Source organism: Kribbella sp. NPDC104218, from assembly GCF_055584105.1.
In genome coordinates this window covers 3,398,389-3,416,756 of the sequence record NZ_JBVJMQ010000001.1, presented here as the reverse complement: position 1 = coordinate 3,416,756, position 18,368 = coordinate 3,398,389, and the positions used below count along the sequence as shown (strand labels likewise).

Below are 18,368 nucleotides of genomic sequence, written 5' to 3'. Positions count from 1 at the left end.
CCTTTCCCTGTAAGACCTCACCTGGAGACCGTCATGTCTCAGCATGCCCCTGCCCTGTCCCGTCGCGACCTCCTCCGGGCCGCCGCGGCAGCCACCGCCGCCGGCGCCCTGGTCGCCTGTGGGAAGAAGGACGACCAGGCCGCGAACGGCGTCGTCGACGTCGAGCTCTGGCACGGCCAGGTCGACACCGGCAAGGTCGCGATCGATGCCTTGATCAACGAGTTCAACCGGACCCATCCGGGGATCCGGGTGAGCGGCGGTGGCGGCGGGGTCACCGCGGACAGCATGCTGCAGAAGGTCACCGCCGGCCTGGCGGCGGGTTCCTACCCGGATGTCGCGTACATCTTCGGGTCGGACCTCGCCAGCCTGACCCGCAGCCCGAAGGTCGCCGACCTGACCGGAGCGCTCGCCCTCGACGACCACTGGCCGGCCGCGCGGGACGCCGTCACGGTCAAGGGCAAGGTGCGGGCCGCGCCGGCTCTGCTGGACTCGCTCTGCCTGGTCTACAACACGAAACTGTTCCAGGCCGCCGGCCTCCCGGCGCCGAAACCGGGCTGGACCTGGGACGACTTCACCAGCACCGCCAAACAGCTGACCAACCCGGCCAAGGGCATCTTCGGCACCGGCTGGCCGGGAGTCGGCGACGAGGACACGGTCTGGCGGCTCTGGCCGATGATCTGGGACCTCGGCGGCGACGTCGTCTCCGAGGACGGCAAGAAGGTCGCCTTCGACCAGGTCGGCGCGCAGGCGCTCGGCACTCTCGACCGGCTGCGCACCGACAAGTCCCTGTACGTCGATCCGAAACCCGGCGGCGAGCAGCTCTACCAGGTCTTCCTCGGCGGCCGGATGGGGATGGTTGCCACCGGCCCCTGGCAGCTGCCGGACATCGTCACCCGCGGCGTCGACTACGGCGTCGTCCCGCTGCCGACGTACTCCGGGAAGCCGGTGACGATCTCCGGACCGGACACCTGGACCGTCTTCGACAACGGCAAGGCGAAGGTCAAGGCGGCCACCGAGTTCGTGAACTGGCTCGGGCAGCCGCAGCAGGACATCAAGTGGGACGTCGAGGGCGGCAGCCTGCCGCTGAGCAAGGCGACCGCGGCGACCCCGGCCTGGACGAAACACGCCGCCGAGACCGAAGGGCTCAAGGTCTTCGTCGACGCGCTCGAGACGGCCAAGGTCCGGCCGACGATCCCGGCGTACCCGAAGATCTCGCAGTTCCTCGGCGAGGCGATCGTCTCGGTGCTGCTCGGCAAGAAGAGCCCGGACGACGCGATCAAGCAGGCCGTGGAGCAGTCGAACGGCGTGCTGGCGGTGCCGAGCTGATGGCCAGTGTGGTCGGCACGTTCACCCTCGACCCGCGGGCTCAGGCGGCCGCCAAGCGGCGCCGCCGGTCCGAGGGGGCGACCGGCTGGGCATTCGTGAGTCCGTCGGTGCTGCTGATTCTCGGGCTGAGCGTCGTCCCGGTGCTCTGGTCGTTGCTGCTGTCGTTCCAGGTGAACGACCTGGTGTCGCCGAGCGAGTGGGTCGGGCTGGCCAACTATCAGGCGCTGATGAAGGACCCGGCATTCGCCTCGGCCGTTCAGCACACGTTGATCTACGCGGCGCTCTACGTGCCGCTGAGTGTGGTCGGCGGGCTGGCGATCGCGGTGGCGCTCGATCGGAAGATCCGGTTCATCGGGCTCTACCGGACGCTCGTCTTCGTGCCGTTCGTGGTGTCGGCGGCGGCGCAGGGCGTGCTGTTCTCGTTCGTCCTCGACCCGGAGTTCGGCGTGGCCAACTCCCTGCTGCACAAGGTCGGGCTACCCGCGCAGGGCTTCTTCAGCAACCCGGATCAGGCGCTGTACCTGCTGGTCGCGATCTCGCTGTGGAGTGGGACGGGCTTCTGCGTGATCGTCTATCTGGCCGGTCTGCAAGGCGTTTCGGCCGATCTGGTCGAGGCGGCGCGGATCGACGGCGCGGGGCGGTTCGGCGTCCTGCGGCATGTCGTCGTCCCGACGCTGACGCCGGTGACGGTGTTCTTGCTGCTGTTCCAGACGATCAACGCGTTACAGGTGTTCGATCTGGTGTTCGTGACCACCAAGGGCGGGCCGCTCGGGTCGACGACCGTGATCGTGTACTTCATCTGGGAGAAGGCGTTCAAGACGTTCACGGCCGGGTACAGCGCGGCGGCGGCGTACGCGCTGGCGGTTGCGTTGCTGGTGATCGGGGTCGGGCTGCAGATCTCGCGACGACGGGCCGCGCGATGAGGCGCCCGAGTGCGTGGCATCTGGTGCTGGCGCCGCTGGCGTTGCTGTTCGCGCTGCCGCTGGTGTGGCTGCTGGTCAGCTCGGTGATGAGCAACGCGGAGATCAATCGGTTTCCACCGGCGCTGATCCCGTCGAAGATCGACCTCGGCGGCTATCGGTACGTGATCGGGAACGCGTTGTTCCCGCAGTGGTTCCTGAACTCGCTGATCGTCTCGGCGGTCGCGGTCACGGCGAACCTGGTGCTCGGGTCGCTGGGCGGGTACGCGTTCGCGCGGATCCGGTTCGCGGGGTCGAAGGTCGTCCTCGGCATGATGCTGGCGACGATGGTGATCCCGTTCCAGCTGACGATGATCCCGACGTTCCTGGTGATGAAGCGGCTCGGGCTGATCGACACGCTCGGCGCGCTGATCGTGCCCGCGCTGGTGACGCCGCTGGCGGTGTTCCTGTTCCGGCAGTTCTTCGTCGGCCTGCCGCGGGAGCTCGAGGAGGCCGCCTGGATCGACGGCTGCGGGCGGCTGCGGATCCTGTGGTCGATCGTGCTGCCGCTGGCCCGGCCGGCGCTGAGCACAGTCGCCGTACTGACGTTCCTGAGCACCTGGAACGACCTGACCTGGCCGTTGATCGCGATCAACAGCGAGACCAACTACACCCTCCAGCTCGGACTGACCACCTTCCAGGGCCAGCACCACACGCAGTGGGCGGCGGTGATGGCGGGCAACGTCATCACCGTGCTGCCGGTACTACTCGGATTCTTGCTGGCGCAGAAGGCGTTCATCCGTTCGCTGGCTTCTACCGGAATCAAGGGCTGATATGACATACGACCTTTTGGTGATCGGCGACGCGAACCCCGACGTGGTCGTCGGGCCGGTCGAGCAACCGATCCTGTTCGGCCAGCGCGAGCGGCTCGTCCCCTCGGGGGCGCTGCTGCTGGGCGGCTCGGCCGCGATCATGGCGTGCGGAGCCGCGCGCCTCGGCCTTCGGGTCGCGTTCGTCGGGCGCGTCGGCGCGGACCCGGCCGGCGACTTCGTCCGGCGGACGCTCGCCGATCGCGGCGTCGACATCTCCGCGCTCATCGTCGACCCGGAGCTGCCGACCCCGCTGACGACCGTGCTCACCTCGGGCGACGACCGCGCGATGCTCACCTCCCCCGGCTGCATGCCGCGGACGACGGCGGACGACGTACCGCTCGCACTCGTGCGCTCGACCCGGCACGTGCACGCGGCGTCCTTCTACCTGATGCCGGCCCTGTCCGCGGGTCTCGCCGGGCTCTTCAAGGAGGCGAAGGCCGCCAAAGCCACCACCTCCCTCGATCCCAACGACGATCCCGCCGGCCGCTGGGACCGGATGGTCCTCGACCCGCTGTTGCGCGTCACCGACTACTTCCTCCCCAACGCCGCCGAGGCCCAAGCCCTCACCGGCCACCCTTCGGTCGCCGAGGCCGCCGGCATCCTGGCCCGCCGCGGCCCCCTCGTCGTCGTCAAGAACGGCGTCGACGGAGCCCTCAAACACGACGGCGTCAAAGTCACCACAGCTCCCGCCCTCCAAGTCGACTACGTCGACGCCGTAGGCGCCGGCGACAGCTTCGACGCCGGTTTCGTCGCCGCCGTCCTCAAAGGCGCCGGCCGCGACCGAGCCCTCGCCCTCGCCGCCGCCTGCGGCTCCCTCTCCACCCGAGCCCCCGGCGGCACCGCCGCCCAACCCACCTGGGACGAAGCCACCGCGAGCGTGATCGCATGACCAAGGTCGTGTTTGTGGGGGCGGGGAGTGTGGTTTTTACGCAGGGGTTGCTGGCGGATCTGTTCGGGTTCGGGGATTTGGGGCCTTTGCATATCGCTTTGCACGATATTGATCCGGAGCGGTTGGAGACGGCGGCGGGGGCGGCCGCTTATCTGGCGCGGGAGAAGGGGGTGCAGCCGCGGATCACGGCGGATGTCGAGCGGCGGGCGGCGCTCGAGGGCGCGGACTTCGTGATCAACATCGTGCAGGTCGGGATGAATGCGGCGACTCGGGTCGATTTCGAGGTGCCGGCCCGCTATGGGCTCAAGCAGACGATTGGGGACACGCTTGGCGTGGGCGGGGTGTTTCGGGCGCTGCGGACTTTTCCGGTGCTGGAAGGGCTGGCCCGGGATATTGCCGAGGTTTGTCCCGACGCTTGGTTGCTGAATTACACGAATCCGATGGTGATGAATGTCGGGTACTTGGCCGCGCTCGGCGTCCGGAAGGCGGTCGGGCTGTGCCATTCGGTGCATTGGACGATGCACGACCTGGCCGCGCTCGTCGGCGTACCGCTCGACGAGGTGACGTACCGGGCGGCCGGCGTCAATCATCAGTCGTGGGTGCTGCGGTTCGAGCGCGACGGCGTCGACCTGTACGAGCGACTGGACGAGTTGATCGCCAGCGACCCGGAGCTGCGGCGGCGGGTTCGCGTGGACATGTACCGGCGGCTCGGGTACTACCCGACCGAGACGAGTGAGCACTCCTCGGAGTACGTGCCGTGGTACCTCGGGCATCCGGAGGAGATCGAGCGACTCCGGCTCCCGGTCGGCGCGTATCTCGGGATCGTCGACGACAACCTGGCGTCGTACGAGGCGACCCGCGACGCACTCAAGGCGGGTGCGCCGCTCACGGTGGAGGCGACCGCGGAGTACGCGCCGCAGATCATCCACAGCATCGTCACCAACACGCCCCGGACGGTCTACGGCAACGTGCCGAACGCCGGCCTGATCACCAACCTGCAGGCCGGTGCGGCGGTCGAAGTCCCTTGCCTGGTTGACGGTTCGGGGGTGCAGCCGACGGCCGTGGGCGCGCTGCCCGCGCAGTGCGCCGCGCTCAACCGCTCGTATCTGAACGTCGCGGAGCTGGTGATCAAGGCCGCGATCGAAGGAGATCCACGCGCGATCCGGCAGGCCGTGATGGTCGACCCGGCCACCGCCGGGACGCTACCGGTCGAGCAGATCTGGGCACTCTGCGACGACCTGGTAGCTGCCCATGGCAACTACTTGGCGCCGCCGTTGAGAGCGGCCTGCAGGTAGGTCCGGTAGCCCGCGAAGCCGTCGAGGACCTCGGCGGCCGTGGGTTGCCCGGTCAGCGCGCCGACACCTTGCCCCGCGTAGATGGACGCGCGGCTGGTGTCGGCCGCGCGGGAGCCCTCGACGTAGTCGGTGTGACCGGCGTCGTCCGTCTTCAGCTCCTGCTCGCGACCCTCCCACCGATCGAAGTACTCGTTCCGGAGTGCGCGACCACCGAACTCGTCCGGCCAGCCGGCCCGCGACGCGGCGTCGAAGACCGTACCGTAGACGGTGTCGGTCTCGTCGGCCGCGATCACCCGCTGCCGGACCGCGTCCGCCGTCAACGCCTCCGCACAGGTGAGGAACGCCGTACCGATCCAGCCGCCCACGGCACCGGCAGCGAGGACGGCGGCCAGCCCGCGCGGGCCGGAGATCCCGCCACCAGCGAGCACCGGGACGTCGGTCAGGTCGAGTACTGCTTGTAGCAACGGCAGGGTGGCGACCGCGTTCCGCCCGTGCCCGCCGGCCTCGGCGCCCCGGACGACGATCACGTCGACGCCGGCGGCGATCGCCTCGCGTGCGTCCGCGACCGTCCCGGCCTGGGTGGCGACGACGATCCCGGCGGCCTGCAGCGGGCCGACGTACGCCGAATAGTCGCCGAAGCTCAGCGAGACGAGATCCGGTTTCAGCTCCAGCACCGCCGCGAGGTGCTCCGGTCGCTCGGCCACCGACCAGGCCATCAGCCCGATCCCCCACGGCTTCCCGCCGGCCGCCGCGATCGCGCCCTCGGTCCGGATCCAGTCGGCGCTGACCGCCGAGCCGGCCCCCAGCATCCCCAGCCCACCCGCCGCCGAGATCGCCGCCGTCAGCTTCCCGCCGCTCACATTGGCCATCGGCGCCCCGATCACCGGCACCGAAAGCCCGAACCGCTCACTCAGCCACATACTCCCAACACACCACACCCCCACCCCCAACGCCATGTCCCACACCACACCCGGCACGAACGACAGGAGGTGCTCGCCGATCCGGCGGATCCGGCCCCCGCCGTCCCGCTCACGGGGTCGGCTACGTACACGACTACGTCCTGTCCTTCGTGCACGACAAAACGGCCGGCCCCAGACTGGGACCGGCCGTTTTGGAGGTGTTGCTCAGAACTTGTAGGCGTCCGACTGCGGGTCGCCGTGGCAGCGCTTGTACTTCTTGCCCGAGCCACACGGGCAGGCGACGTTCCGCGGGGTGCCGGCGTACATCAGCGAACCCTCGTCGACGGCGTCACCCATCACGGAGACCTCGTCGTCGCCGTCGATGGTCGGGGCCGAGTAGGTGAGCCGCTGCGGCTTCTTGTCACCGGTCAGGCCCTTGGCCCGCAGCCGCGGCGCCGCCGGGCGCTCCTCGTCCTGCACGCGGCCCGGGAACTCCGCCACCGGCGCGCCGGGGGTGAGGATGTCCTGGACGCGGCGGCCTTCGAGACCGGCGCCGTTCAGGTCGAGATCCACCCCGGCCGCCTCGGCCGCGGCGTTCTGCTCCATCTCGGCGCGCATCGCGTCGATGTCGACCTCGACGTTGAAGATGAACGCGACCGACTCTTCCTTGATCGACTCCATCATCGCGGCGAACATGTCGTAACCCTCGCGCTGGTACTCGACCAGCGGGTCGCGCTGCGCCATCGCGCGCAGGCCGATGCCCTCGCGCAGGTAGTCCATCTCGTAGAGGTGCTCACGCCACTTGCGGTCCAGCACGCTGAGCACCACGCGACGCTCGAGCTCACGCATCGCGTCGTCGCCGAGCAGCTCCTCGCGCCGCTCGTACGCCGCCTGCGCGTCGGCGATGAAGCGCTCGACCAGGAAGTCCTGAGTCAGGCCGGACTTGTCACCGCCGGCCTCCTCGACCAGACCGGCTTCGGTCAGCTCGGTCGAGTACAGCGTCTTCATCGCGGTGAACAGGGCGTCCAGGTCCCAGTCCTCGGCGAACCCGTCGGCGGTCGCACCCTGCACGTAGCCGGTGACAGTCTCGTCGAGCATGTCCGAGACCTGCTCGCGCAGGTCGGCGCCCTCGAGCACCCGGCGGCGCTCGTCGTACACGACGTGCCGCTGCCGGTTCATCACGTCGTCGTACTTGAGGATGTTCTTCCGGGTCTCGAAGTTCTGCGACTCGACCTGGGACTGCGCCGACGCGATCGCCTTGGTGACGATCTTGTTCTCCAGCGGCTGGCTGTCGTCGTCGTTCCGGGACATCGCCCAGTCGACCATCTCGCGCTTGAACAGGCGCATCAGGTCGTCCTCGAGGGACAGGTAGAACCGGGACTTGCCCGGGTCGCCCTGACGGCCGGCGCGACCGCGCAGCTGGTTGTCGATCCGGCGGGACTCGTGCCGCTCGGTACCCAGCACGTACAGGCCGCCGGCCTCGCGGACCTCGGCCTGCTCGTCCTTGACCTGCTTCTCCCACTTCTCGAGCAGCGCGGGGTACTCCGCCTCGTACTGCTCGGGCTCCTCGGCCGGGTCGATGCCGCGGCTGCGCAGCTCCTTGTCGGCCAGGTGCTCGGGGTTGCCGCCGAGGATGATGTCGGTACCACGGCCGGCCATGTTGGTGGCGACCGTGACCGCACCCTTGCGACCGGCCTCGGCCACGATCGCGGCCTCCCGGGCGTGCTGCTTGGCGTTCAGCACCTCGTGCGCGATGTTCTCCTTGCGGAGCTGCGCGGACAGCCGCTCGGACTTCTCGACGCTGGTCGTACCGACCAGGATCGGCTGGCCGGACTCGTGCACCTTGACGATGTCCTTGACCACCGCGTCGAACTTGGCGTCCTCGGTGCGGTAGATCAGGTCCCGCTCCTCGACCCGGATCATCGGCTTGTTGGTCGGGATCGGGACGACGCCGAGTTTGTAGACCTTGGAGAACTCCGCGGCCTCGGTCATCGCCGTACCGGTCATCCCGGCCAGCTTGTCGTAGAGGCGGAAGTAGTTCTGCAGGGTGATCGTCGCGAGGGTCTGGTACTCCTCCTTGATCTCGACGCCTTCCTTGGCCTCGATCGCCTGGTGGAGCCCCTCGTTGTACCGGCGGCCGTGCAGCGTCCGGCCGGTGTGCTCGTCGACGATCAGCACCTCGTTGTCGACGACGACGTAGTCCTTGTCCTTGCGGAACAGATCCTTGGCCTTGAGCGCGTTGTTCAGGTACGAGATCAGCGGGGTGTTGGCCGACTCGTAGAGGTTGTCGATCCCGAGCCGGTCCTCGACCTTCTCGATCCCGCGCTCGAGGATGGCGACCGTGCGCTTCTTCTCGTCGACCTCGTAGTCGGCGACCGGGCGCTGGTCCTCGGGCACCTTGTCGTCGGCGATCCGCGGCTTCAGCACGGTGGCGATCTTGGCCATCTCGACGTACCAGCGCTGGGAGTCCTCGGCCGGGCCGGAGATGATCAGCGGCGTCCGGGCCTCGTCGACCAGGATCGAGTCGACCTCGTCGACGATCGCGTAGTTGTGCTCGCGCTGGACGCAGTCGTCGATACTCGACGCCATGTTGTCGCGCAGGTAGTCGAAGCCGAACTCGTTGTTCGTGCCGTAGGTGATGTCCTTGGCGTAGGCCTCGCGGCGCTCGGCCGGGGACATGTCCGGCAGGATGACGCCGTAGTCGACGCCGAGGAAGTGGTAGACCCGGCCCATCCACTCGGCCTGGTACTTGGCCAGGTAGTCGTTCACCGTGATCACGTGCACACCGCGGCCGGACAGCGCGTTCAGGTACGTCGGCAGCGTGCCGACCAGGGTCTTGCCCTCACCGGTCTTCATCTCGGCGATGTTGCCCAGGTGCAGCGCGGCGCCGCCCATGATCTGGACGTCGTAGTGGCGCTGGTGCAGGGTCCGCTTGGCGGCCTCCCGGACGACGGCGAACGCCTCGGGGAGCAGCGCGTCGAGCGACTCGCCGTTCTCGTGGCGCTGTTTGAACTCCGCGGTCTGACCCCGCAACTCCTCGTCGGACATCCCGACGAAGTCGTCCTCGATCGAGTTGACCACTTTCGCGATGCCCTGGAGCTGACGCAGGATCTTGCCTTCGCCGATCCGCAGGACCTTGTCGATCACCTTCATGGTGGGGAGTTCTCTCCTTGCTGCTGAACGCCTGGTTGCGGCCGATGCCGACGGGCACGGCCGCCCCGGTGGGACGACGTGCGACCCCCATCGTACGGGGCGCGGTGTGCCAAGCCACGCCCGCAGCGTGCCCTCGCCTGTATCTCCCCCACGCGCGAGCGTGCCGGAAAGTTCCCGTTAACGCGTCAGCTACCTCGCAGAACGTGGCTGAGCGCTGGCGCGAGGTCACCGCCGCCGACCATCCGGACCTGCTCCAGACCGAGCCAGCCGGCCAGCTGGACCAGCTCGGCGGCCAGCTCCTCGGCGGTCTCGGCCGGGGCCTTGGGCTCGGCATGCGCCGACTGGACCAGCAGGACGCCGGCCGCCCGGTCCGCCTTCAGGTCGACGCGGGCGACCAGCTTGTCGCCGAGCAGGAACGGGAGCACGTAGTAGCCGAAGACGCGCTTCTCGGCCGGGACGTAGATCTCGATGCGGTACCGGAAGCCGAACAGCACCTCCGTCCGCGTCCGCTCGAAGACGAGCGAGTCGAACGGGCTGACCAGGGCACGGGTGTTCACCCGGCGCGGCAGGCGGGCATCCCGGTGCAGGTACGCCGGGCGCTTCCAGCCGTCGATCCGGACCGGCAGCAGCTCCCCCTCCTCCACCAGCTCCGCGATCGCCTGGGCGGTCGGGGCGGGCGCCGTCCGGAAGTAGTCCTTCAGGCACTGCGCGGTCGCGACGCCGTGGGCCCGGGCCGCGATCGACACCAGCCCCCGGTGCGCCTCGTCGAGAGTCGGCGTCGGCGTCGCCACGACGGCCGCAGGCAGGACCCGCTCCGGGACGTCGTACTCGCGCTCGAACTGCTGGTTCCGCCGGGCGACGGTCACCTCGCCGGCGAAGAACAGGTACTCGAGGGCGCGCTTCACATCCGACCAGTTCCAGCCCCAGTGTTCGCGGGCGCGCTCGACGTCGTCGTCGATCTGCCGCGCGGTCAGCGGGCCGTGCTCGCGGACGTCGGCCAGCACCTGTTTGACCAGGTCGGGCCGCTCCTTGGCGATCGACCGGGGACCGCCCCAGGCCTCCGTCGCCGCGCGGGCCATCCGCCAGCGCATCAGCGGGTGCGTCTCGACGGGCAGCAGGGACGCCTCGTGCGCCCAGTACTCCACCAGGCGCCGCGGGCCCTTGCCGGACGCGCGGTCCAGCAGGTCGCGCGGGTAGGGGCCGAGGCGGGAGTAGAGCGGCAGGTACTGCGCGCGACTCAACACGTTCACCGAGTCGATCTGGAGCAACCCGATCCGGCCGAGCACCCGGGCCAGCGCCCGCGCATCCGGAACGCCCTTCGGCCGCGGATCCAGGAACCCCTGCGCCGCCAGCGCCACCCGCCGCGCCTGGGCCGTCGACAACACCTGCGTACTCATGTCACGGATTCTGCCCGGGCCCACCGACAGAACGCGGCGCGACCGCGATCATCATGTGAGCGCTGGCGATGTGCATGGCCACGTAGTAGCCGACGAGCGGCCAGCCGGTCATCTCCCCGGGGAGGAAGAAGAGCGGCGTGCTCGCGGCCAGATACAACGGCGCCGGGACCAAGTGCCACCACTTCCGTCGCCGGTAGGCCATCACGCCGGCAATGATCGCGGGCGCCACTCCCAGCGTCGCCCACGACAGCACCACTGCTCCGGCCTTCAGCCCAATCCGCTGCCGCTGGTCGGGCAGGGCACGCAACGCCGGCGGAGGCGGATGCAGCGCCGCCCCTGCAACCACCGGATTGTGGATCTGGAAGGGCTGTGGCAGCACCGCGGCCGGAGCGGCCACCGGAGGCAGCTGCAGGACGGGCGCGGCGGGAACGGCCGGAAGAGGAGGCGGCTGATGGAACTGGAAGGGCCCGCCGGGCGGGGGTGACAGCACGGGGTCGAGGGAGCGCTTGGGCTTCCGCCGGGACGACGGAACAGGCTGCTCGGACGCCGGCAGCAGCGTCGGGTCGTCGACGGCGATCCGCTGCGCCAGCTCGCGCACGTCCTCCGCCGGCGGCCGGTTCTGCATTCGCTGCAGCCGATTGCGCAGCTCGGCGTACTGGGTGAGCGCATCCTGTTTGCGGTCCGTGCGATACAGCGCCAGCAGAAAGGTCTTCCGAAAGCCCTCCCGCATCGGATACGCAGCGACGCAGCCGGCGACGTCCGCCAAGATCTCGTGGTGCAGCCCGCGCTCCAGCTCAACCTCGTACAGCGCCTCGAACGCGTCGAGCCGGGCGTCCTCGAGGCGTTCCCGCGCAGCAGCGAAGAACGGCCCGGAGCACCCCGCCAGCAGCTCACCGCGCCACTTGCCAAGCCCGGCGCGCAGCTCGTCAGCTGCCTCAGCCAGGTCGCCTCGTGCTTGCGCGGCTCTCGCCCTCCGGACGGCGTCCTCAAAGCCGAAGGTGTCGAAGTCCGCCCGATCGCCACACAGCATGTACCGATCGCTCGACAGATGGATCAGATTGCCGTCAGCACCTGGGAAGCGGTGCGGGTCCACCAGCTCGCGCAGTACGCCGACAGCGTCGCTCAGCTGCTCCGAAGCGTCGTCCGGCGCACCATCCGGCCACACCGCCGCAACCAGCTCAGCCGCAGCGATCGGCTGGTTCGGAGTAACCAACAGCGCAGACAGCACCCGCTGCTGCAGCTCTGAGTCGACTGTGAGCTGGACGCCGGCCCGTCGCACGACGAGGGCCCCGAGCACGCTGTAACGAACGCTCCCCATGGGCCTCCCTCTCCTGTTGTCTCAGCAGCCATTTTACGGCTGGGAAGGGCTACCGGACGGGCAGAATCAGCACCCGCTCGCGGAGTTCAGCTGTGACGGTGACTACGCCTCTGGTCTCCAGTTCTTCGACTCGGGTGAACGGGGGTGCCATGCGCTGTTGGAGGATGCGGCCGGCCACTTCCGGTGTGATGCCGGGCAGTGTGGTCAGGACGTCAGCCGGTGCGTTGTTCAAGTCGATCAGGCCGCCGTCGTCGGCGCCGCGGCCGAGATCCGGGCGGCCGATGCCGGCTCGGCGTACGGCTTGGGGGTTGTAGCGGGCGTAGCGGCGCCAGTAGTCGCGGGTCCGGGCCGCGTCGCGGGACTTGCGGCTGTAGGGCCACCAAGTGCGCGGCCACCAGCGGTGCTGCGGCATGAGCAGCTCCACCAGCGTGTGGATGAGCGCTGCGACGACCAGCGGACCGGCCAGGAAGACCTCGTCACCGTCCCAAGGAGAGGCGATGATCAGGGCGGGTGCAGCGAGGTAGACGGCAGCCGCCACCAGGAGCGACCATCTGCGCACCGTAATGGCGCGAACAACCATGAAGACGACTACGCCGCCACCGCAGGTGAAGAGTGATAGGCCGAGCGCCGCGAGCATCTTGCCCAGAATGGCCCCTAGCAGCTCGGCCTGCGGCCGCTCGGCCGGGAGCACGATCGGCGAGGACGGCGCGACTGGCAGCATCAGCAGCGGGTCGAAGTTGTACATGCGCGCCCAGAGCGACTTCAGGGCGAGGGAAGGGTGGGGGTTGAGTGCCGCGAACTCCTGGTACTCGGCGAGGGCTTGCGGCTGCCGGCCGGTTCGGTAGAGGGCGATCATCAGTGCCGCCCTGGTGCGCTCCCGCAACGGATGCTGCGCGACCAGTGCGGACAGCTCCGGCAGGACCTCCTCGTGGCGGCCGCGGGCGAGCTCGACCTCGTACAGGTCCTCGACGAGGGTCAGACACTGCTCGTTGAGCCGGTACCGCGCTTGGTCGAACAGAGAGCCGGTCAGCCCGGCGTACGGCTCGCCACGCCAGATCCTCAGCGCGCCTCGGTACGCGTCGGCAGCCTCGTCGCGGCGGTCCTGGTCACGGAGCCTGCGGGCTTTGGCGACGGCGTCCTCGAACCGGAAGAGGTCCAGCTCGTCGCGCTCCATACAGAGCATGTATCGGCCGTCGCTGAGCTCGATCAGCGCGCCGTCGGTGCCCTGCAGCCGGTGCGGGTCGACCAGCTCCCGGATCTGCTCGATGTCGTCCCGGACCTCTGGCCCGCCGACATCCGTCGGCGCGTTCGGATTCAGCAGCAACGTCGCCAGCAGCTGTCGCTGCGCTCCGACCGGGACCGGCACCCCGTTTCGGCGTACGACGAGCGGGCCGAGCAGCTCGTAGTCCACAGCCCCCACGCAGTCCCCCAGATCTGTTGCGGACCTGGATCTTACGGCGCGGGCAGGATCACCAGGAACGTCGCGACGGCGTCCGGCAGCGGGGACGGGAACAGCCCTCGGTCGGCCAGCTCGGCCACGCTGGTGAACGGGCCTTGGCGCTCCCGGCTGGCGACGATCAGCGCGGCGTGCTGGGCGCTGACGCCGGGGATACGGGTCAGGACACCCGCTGGTACTTCGTTGGGGTCGACGAGCCCGCCGTCGTCGTACTCGCGGTGCAGGTGCGGCAGGCCGATCCCGAGCGATCGCGCGAACGCCGGGTCACGCTCCAGGACCTGACGGGCACGCAAGCGCTGGTCGAGAGCGGCCAGGCCGCGGATCCGACGGATGGAGACCGGCGCGACGGTGAAGACGACATGTACGGCGCTGGCGACCATCTCGGCCGAGATCACGATCACCGCGATCCCAGCCAGCATGGCCTCGTCGGAGTCGCTGAATCCGAGGAGGACCAGACCGATCAGCCAGGTGACGAGATAGCCCAGGCCGGCCAACAGCAGCGTCTTGCTGCGGCGCAGGTAGGCCAGGACCATCAGCCCGATCGCACCGCCGAGCCCGAAGGTGACGACGGTGATGAGGACGGCGGCTGTCTTCATCAGCAGCCGACCGAGGCGTGGGCGCTGCGGCGGGATGAGGTCCGACATGGAGACCGGCCAGCCGCGCCCGAGGGTCCAGTCGCGGCCACCGCGCCGGCGGATGATCGACGGCGGCTCCGCGACCGCTGTGGTCGTGCTACCGCCTCCTGCTTGGCGCAGCGCGGGGTCGTTGCGCTGAATCCGGGCCTGCAGCTGCTGTAGCTCCGGACCGGGCTCAACGCCGTACTCCCCGACGAGGTGGTCGTGCAGATCGCGGTACGCCGCGACCGCGTCGTCCGGTCGACCGGCTCGGTACAGAGCCAGCATCTGGGCGCCGCGCAGCCTTTCACGCAGCGGGAAGTCCGCAGCGAGCTTCGGGAGCTCTTCGACCAGCGGCTCGTGGTGGCCGAGCTCCAGCTCGATCTCGGCCCGGTCTTCGATCGCACCGGCCCGCAGATCGGTCAGCTGCCGGCGAGCCTCGTCGAACACCGGCCCGGTCAGGTCGGCGAACGGCTCGCCGCGCCACAGGCTCAGCGCCTGCCGCAGCTTCTCGGAAGCCTCGGACAGCTCACCGGCACGACGCAGCTCCCGGGCTGCGCGCACCTGGGTCTCGAACTCGTCGACGTCCGAACACCCCGGCGTGACGACGACGCGGTAGCCGCCGGCCTCCAGGATGAGCAGGTTGCCCGCGCTGCGCGGCGCCCGGTCGGGCTCCAGGATGCGGCGCAGACCCGCGACGTACTTCTGGACGACGTTCGTACCGTTCACCGGCGGCTCGTCGTCCCAGACGGCGGCGATGATGCGCGCGGTCGGGACGACCTGGTTCGGCGTGACGAGCAGGGTCGCGAGCACGGCCTGCTGTTTGGCCGGGCCGAGCGGCAGCTCCTCCTGTCCACGGGTGACCCGCAGCGGTCCGAGCACATCGAACCGGACCGGTACTTCGTTCACCGGCGCTCCTCCTTGGGGGCGTCCTGGACAGGCACGACAAGTACGACGTCAGCGATCGGCCGCGGCAACGGCCAGGAGAACACGCCGCGAGCGGCTACATCCTCCAACGAGCGGAACGGGCCACGGTGATTGCGCTCGGCGATGATCAGCGCGGCATGTTCCGGTGGGACACCAGGCAGGGTACGCAGCACTGCGAGCGGCGCGCTGTTCAGGTCGACCAGCACCTGCGGGTGTGGCCGCTGCCGCTCCGGCACGAGCAGGCCGGCGTGCACACTGCACGCCAGCATGCTCGCCAGCCATAGCGTCATCATCACCGCGTCAATCGACCGCATCTCTTCGGTCGGACTCTCGCCGACGACGATGAGGCTGCCGAGCGACAGCACCAGGTAGCCGATCGCAGCCAAGCCCAGCGACCAGCTGCGACGCCGGATCGCGAGCACGCCCATCAGCGGGCCACAGCCGGCACCGACCGTGGCCCATGGCACGAGCACAGCGGCCACCTTCAGGACCCAGTCCTGCCGCCGTAGCGGCCGGTGCTGTTCCGGCTGCCCGAAAGGGTGGAGTTCGCCGACCACTGGTCGCACTGGAGCCGGGGCTTTCTGCAGGAGCTGAGCATGCGCCGCCTGCAGCTCGGGGCCTGGGCGACCACTGCTCAGCTGCAGAGCCTCCTGGTACGACGTGTGCGCCTCGGCCTGTCTGCCGGTCCGGTAGAGCGCCACTACCTGCGCGGCACGGAGGCGCTCGCGGCGTGGGTACTCGGCGATCAGCCGGGTCAGCTCCGGCAGGACGCTCTGCTCGTGGTCCTGTGCGAGCTCCAGCTCGGCCCACTCCTCCAACGCGTCGGCGCGGCTCTCGGCGAGCTGTGCGCGGACAGCGTCGAAGTACCCGCCCGACAGACCGACCAGCGGCTCGGAGCGCCAGAGCGCGAGTGCGCTGCGGACCTCTTCGGCGGCTTCGGCCGTACGGCCGAGGAGCCGCAGCTCGCGGGTCTGCTCTAGGTGGTTCGTGAACTCGTCCAGGTCAGAGCTGCCTGCAGGCACGGTAAGTCGGTAGCCGTCGGCTGTCAGCGGCAGAAGCTGCGCTGTGGCCCGCGGCGTCCGCTCCGGCTCCAGGACGCGTCGCAGTCCGGCGACGTACTTCTGGACGACGTTGGCGCCGTTCTCCGGCGGGTCGTCACCCCAGACCCGGTCGACGATCTCGGACGCCGGGAGGGCGCCGTCCGCGATCAGCAAAGCCGCAAGGACCGCCTGCTGCCGGGCCGGCCCGAGGTCGAGCTCGACCGCGCCGCGGCGCGCCCGGAGCGGCCCGAGGAGCTCGAACCGCACTGCGTCGTCCACCCCGGCCCCTCCCAACCCCAAACAGTCGCTGGATTGTATCCAGCCGGTCGGACCACGGCAGACCACTGACGCGGCAGCGTGACCGCAGTGAGACCGCAGTGGACCGCAGTTGTACCGCAGCGAGCGCACACTCCGATGAGTAATGGTCTTTACCAGAACACCGTCCGATCGGGGCGGTGCATCGGAAAGAGAGCCCGACATGTCCTTCCCCTGGATTCGCAGTACCGCCGCCGGCTTGCTGATCGTGACCGCGGCCGTCGGCTGCGGCAACGGCGACAACGCCGCCGGCAACCAGCCGACGACCTCGACGACGACGTCCACCAGCAGCACGCCGACGCCGACTCCCACCCCGACGCCGACGGCGCCGGACCTGTCCGGCCTCGCCGCCCCGGCGCTGTTCGCCAAGGCCAAAGCGACGGCACAGACCAGCAGCAGCTTCCGCGTCCGCGGCTCGTTCGTCGATGCCGGCGAGAAGACGTCGATCGACGTCCACCTCACCAAGACCGGCGGTCAAGGTCTGTTCACGACCGCGGGGGTGCCGACCCGGGTCATCGTGCTCGGCAAGACCGTCTACCTGCAGATGACCGAGAAGGCCGTCCGGCAGATGGCCAAGGAGGACAAGGTGACCGCGGCCGAGACCGAGGTGATGGTCAAGCTGATGAGCGACAAGTGGATCAAGCTGAGCCAGCCCAAGGACAGCGGCTTCCAGGCGCTGGTCGAGCTGGCCACCCGCGACACCTTCATCGCCGGGATGTTCGTGCCCAGCGGGAAGCTGACCAAGACGGCCGCGAAGACCGTGGACGGCGTCCCGGCCATCGGGCTGAACGACGGCGAGGGGACGCTCTGGGTCGACCGCCGGACCGCTCAGCCGGTGCAGATGGAGAGCGGCGGCGACGTGCTCCGGTTCAGCGATTTCAACCGGCTGACCGCACCGAAGGCGCCGCCGGCGGCGGACACCCTGGACGGGAAGGCGATGGGCCTCTGAGGGGGTCATAACTTCGGTATTACCGCAAGTGAGAGGTGTGCTACCGGGGGTAGCCGGGAGAGTCTTCGGTCAGGCCGTGCCGCCCGCACGGCCAATGACCCCTGGAGTGTGAGGCATGACAGGAAGACTGCAGCTGGTTCGCGTGCTCGTCGCCGCCGGCGCCGTGATGGCCGCGTCCCTGGGCGCGGTGACCGCGACCGCGGCCCCGCCGTCGGACGGGCCGAAGACCCGGATCGTCGGCGGCGAGAAGGCGCACACCGCGGACACGCCGTGGGCGATCGCGCTGAACAACAGCGGCTCCCCGTCCCCCAGCGGTCAGTGGTGCGGTTCGACCTTGGTCAAGGCCGACAAGCTGGTCACCGCGGCGCACTGCGTGAGCGGGTACGACCCCGCGACGTTCACCGCGATCCAGGGCCTCGACGTCCTCACGGACCCGGGCGGTCAGCGATCGAAGATCAGCAACGTCTGGATCCACCCGGACTACGGCCAGAAGGCCGGCCACGACGTCGCCGTCCTGACGCTGGCCACGCCGTTCACCGGCGTACCGACGCTGCCGCTGGAGACAGACGCGGCGGCCGACAAGGTCGGCGCGGCGGCCGTCGTTTACGGCTGGGGCGCGACCGAGGGCACCGGGCCGAAGGACACCTTCCAGAAGGTGGACGCGCCGGTGCTGGGTGACGACTACTGCGCCAAGGCCTACGCGGACGAGGGCTTCTCCGGGCCGGACGAGATCTGCGGCGGCTTCGAGCAGGGCGGCAAGGACTCCTGCCAGGGCGACTCCGGCGGCCCGCTCGTCCTGAACGGCCGCCTGTTCGGCGTCGTCTCCTGGGGCGTCGGCTGCGCGGACGCCGGGAACCCGGGCGTCTATGCGGAGGTCGCGACGTACGCCGCCGTCCTGCAGGGACAGATCGGCTAGAGACCTTCACAGGGGAAGGAAAAGCGGGGGCGGGGGGAGCGCCCGGCCCCGCTTCTTTTCCTCCGACGGCCAGACGGAGCACGCCGGAGTTGTAGCCGGGGCG

General features: G+C 69.6%; 14 protein-coding genes. 7 read left to right on the top strand and 7 right to left on the bottom strand.

Features of this window, described 5'->3' with window-relative positions:
* Positions 1 to 33 precede the first annotated feature (33 nt).
* The 5 genes from ACZ6ZD_RS16040 to melA are packed head-to-tail and all read left to right on the top strand — an operon-like array spanning position 34 to position 5,281.
* Positions 34 to 1,326 carry an ABC transporter substrate-binding protein gene (locus ACZ6ZD_RS16040; RefSeq protein ID WP_465672552.1) on the top strand — a complete coding sequence of 431 codons (1,293 nt, stop codon included), beginning with the start codon at positions 34 to 36 and terminating at the stop codon, positions 1,324 to 1,326.
* The gene (locus tag ACZ6ZD_RS16035; RefSeq protein WP_465672550.1) at positions 1,326 to 2,249 is read left to right on the top strand and encodes a carbohydrate ABC transporter permease; all 924 of its coding nucleotides are present in this window, start codon (positions 1,326 to 1,328) and stop codon (positions 2,247 to 2,249) included. Before ACZ6ZD_RS16040 ends, ACZ6ZD_RS16035 begins: the two co-directional genes overlap by 1 nt.
* Positions 2,246 to 3,058, top strand: coding sequence for a carbohydrate ABC transporter permease (locus ACZ6ZD_RS16030; RefSeq protein ID WP_465672548.1), 813 nt, complete (start codon positions 2,246 to 2,248; stop codon positions 3,056 to 3,058). Before ACZ6ZD_RS16035 ends, ACZ6ZD_RS16030 begins: the two co-directional genes overlap by 4 nt.
* Position 3,059: 1 nt before the next feature.
* Positions 3,060 to 3,986, top strand: coding sequence for a carbohydrate kinase family protein (locus ACZ6ZD_RS16025; RefSeq protein ID WP_465672546.1), 927 nt, complete (start codon positions 3,060 to 3,062; stop codon positions 3,984 to 3,986).
* Positions 3,983 to 5,281, top strand: coding sequence for an alpha-galactosidase (gene melA / locus ACZ6ZD_RS16020; RefSeq protein WP_465672544.1), 1,299 nt, complete (start codon positions 3,983 to 3,985; stop codon positions 5,279 to 5,281). The genes ACZ6ZD_RS16025 and melA overlap by 4 nt, the downstream gene beginning before the upstream one ends.
* Here melA and ACZ6ZD_RS16015 read toward each other — a convergent pair.
* From ACZ6ZD_RS16015 to ACZ6ZD_RS15985, 7 genes are all read right to left on the bottom strand, one after another.
* Positions 5,245 to 6,201 (bottom strand): NAD(P)H-dependent flavin oxidoreductase, encoded by a 957-nt coding sequence (locus tag ACZ6ZD_RS16015; RefSeq protein WP_465672542.1) that lies wholly within the window; start codon positions 6,199 to 6,201, stop codon positions 5,245 to 5,247. The genes melA and ACZ6ZD_RS16015 overlap by 37 nt on opposite strands.
* 204 nt (positions 6,202 to 6,405) lie before the next feature.
* Entirely contained in the window at positions 6,406 to 9,333 is a 2,928-nt protein-coding gene (secA, locus tag ACZ6ZD_RS16010; RefSeq protein ID WP_465672540.1) for a preprotein translocase subunit SecA, read from the bottom strand.
* 185 nt (positions 9,334 to 9,518) lie between these two features.
* Positions 9,519 to 10,730, bottom strand: a complete 1,212-nt coding sequence (locus ACZ6ZD_RS16005; protein WP_465672538.1) for a winged helix-turn-helix domain-containing protein — start codon at positions 10,728 to 10,730, stop codon at positions 9,519 to 9,521.
* 1 nt (position 10,731) lies between these two features.
* A complete protein-coding gene (locus ACZ6ZD_RS16000) occupies positions 10,732 to 12,048 on the bottom strand; it encodes an AfsR/SARP family transcriptional regulator (protein ID WP_465672536.1) in 1,317 nt (438 codons plus the stop codon).
* Positions 12,049 to 12,097: 49 nt separating this feature from the next.
* A complete protein-coding gene (locus tag ACZ6ZD_RS15995; protein WP_465672534.1) occupies positions 12,098 to 13,468 on the bottom strand; it encodes a BTAD domain-containing putative transcriptional regulator in 1,371 nt (456 codons plus the stop codon).
* Between the two features lie 32 nt (positions 13,469 to 13,500).
* Complete coding sequence (locus tag ACZ6ZD_RS15990) at positions 13,501 to 15,027, bottom strand: BTAD domain-containing putative transcriptional regulator (protein ID WP_465672532.1); 1,527 nt, start codon at positions 15,025 to 15,027, stop codon at positions 13,501 to 13,503.
* Positions 15,024 to 16,364, bottom strand: coding sequence for a BTAD domain-containing putative transcriptional regulator (locus ACZ6ZD_RS15985; protein ID WP_465672530.1), 1,341 nt, complete (start codon positions 16,362 to 16,364; stop codon positions 15,024 to 15,026). The genes ACZ6ZD_RS15990 and ACZ6ZD_RS15985 overlap by 4 nt, the downstream gene beginning before the upstream one ends.
* A 199-nt stretch (positions 16,365 to 16,563) precedes the next feature.
* Here ACZ6ZD_RS15985 and ACZ6ZD_RS15980 point away from each other — a divergent pair, with 199 nt between their 5' ends.
* Both ACZ6ZD_RS15980 and ACZ6ZD_RS15975 read left to right on the top strand, forming a co-directional pair.
* On the top strand, positions 16,564 to 17,349 hold the full coding sequence (locus tag ACZ6ZD_RS15980; protein WP_465672528.1) for a hypothetical protein: 786 nt from the start codon (positions 16,564 to 16,566) through the stop codon (positions 17,347 to 17,349).
* A 115-nt stretch (positions 17,350 to 17,464) separates the two neighbouring features.
* Complete coding sequence (locus tag ACZ6ZD_RS15975; RefSeq protein WP_465672526.1) at positions 17,465 to 18,265, top strand: S1 family peptidase; 801 nt, start codon at positions 17,465 to 17,467, stop codon at positions 18,263 to 18,265.
* Positions 18,266 to 18,368: the final 103 nt, after the last annotated feature.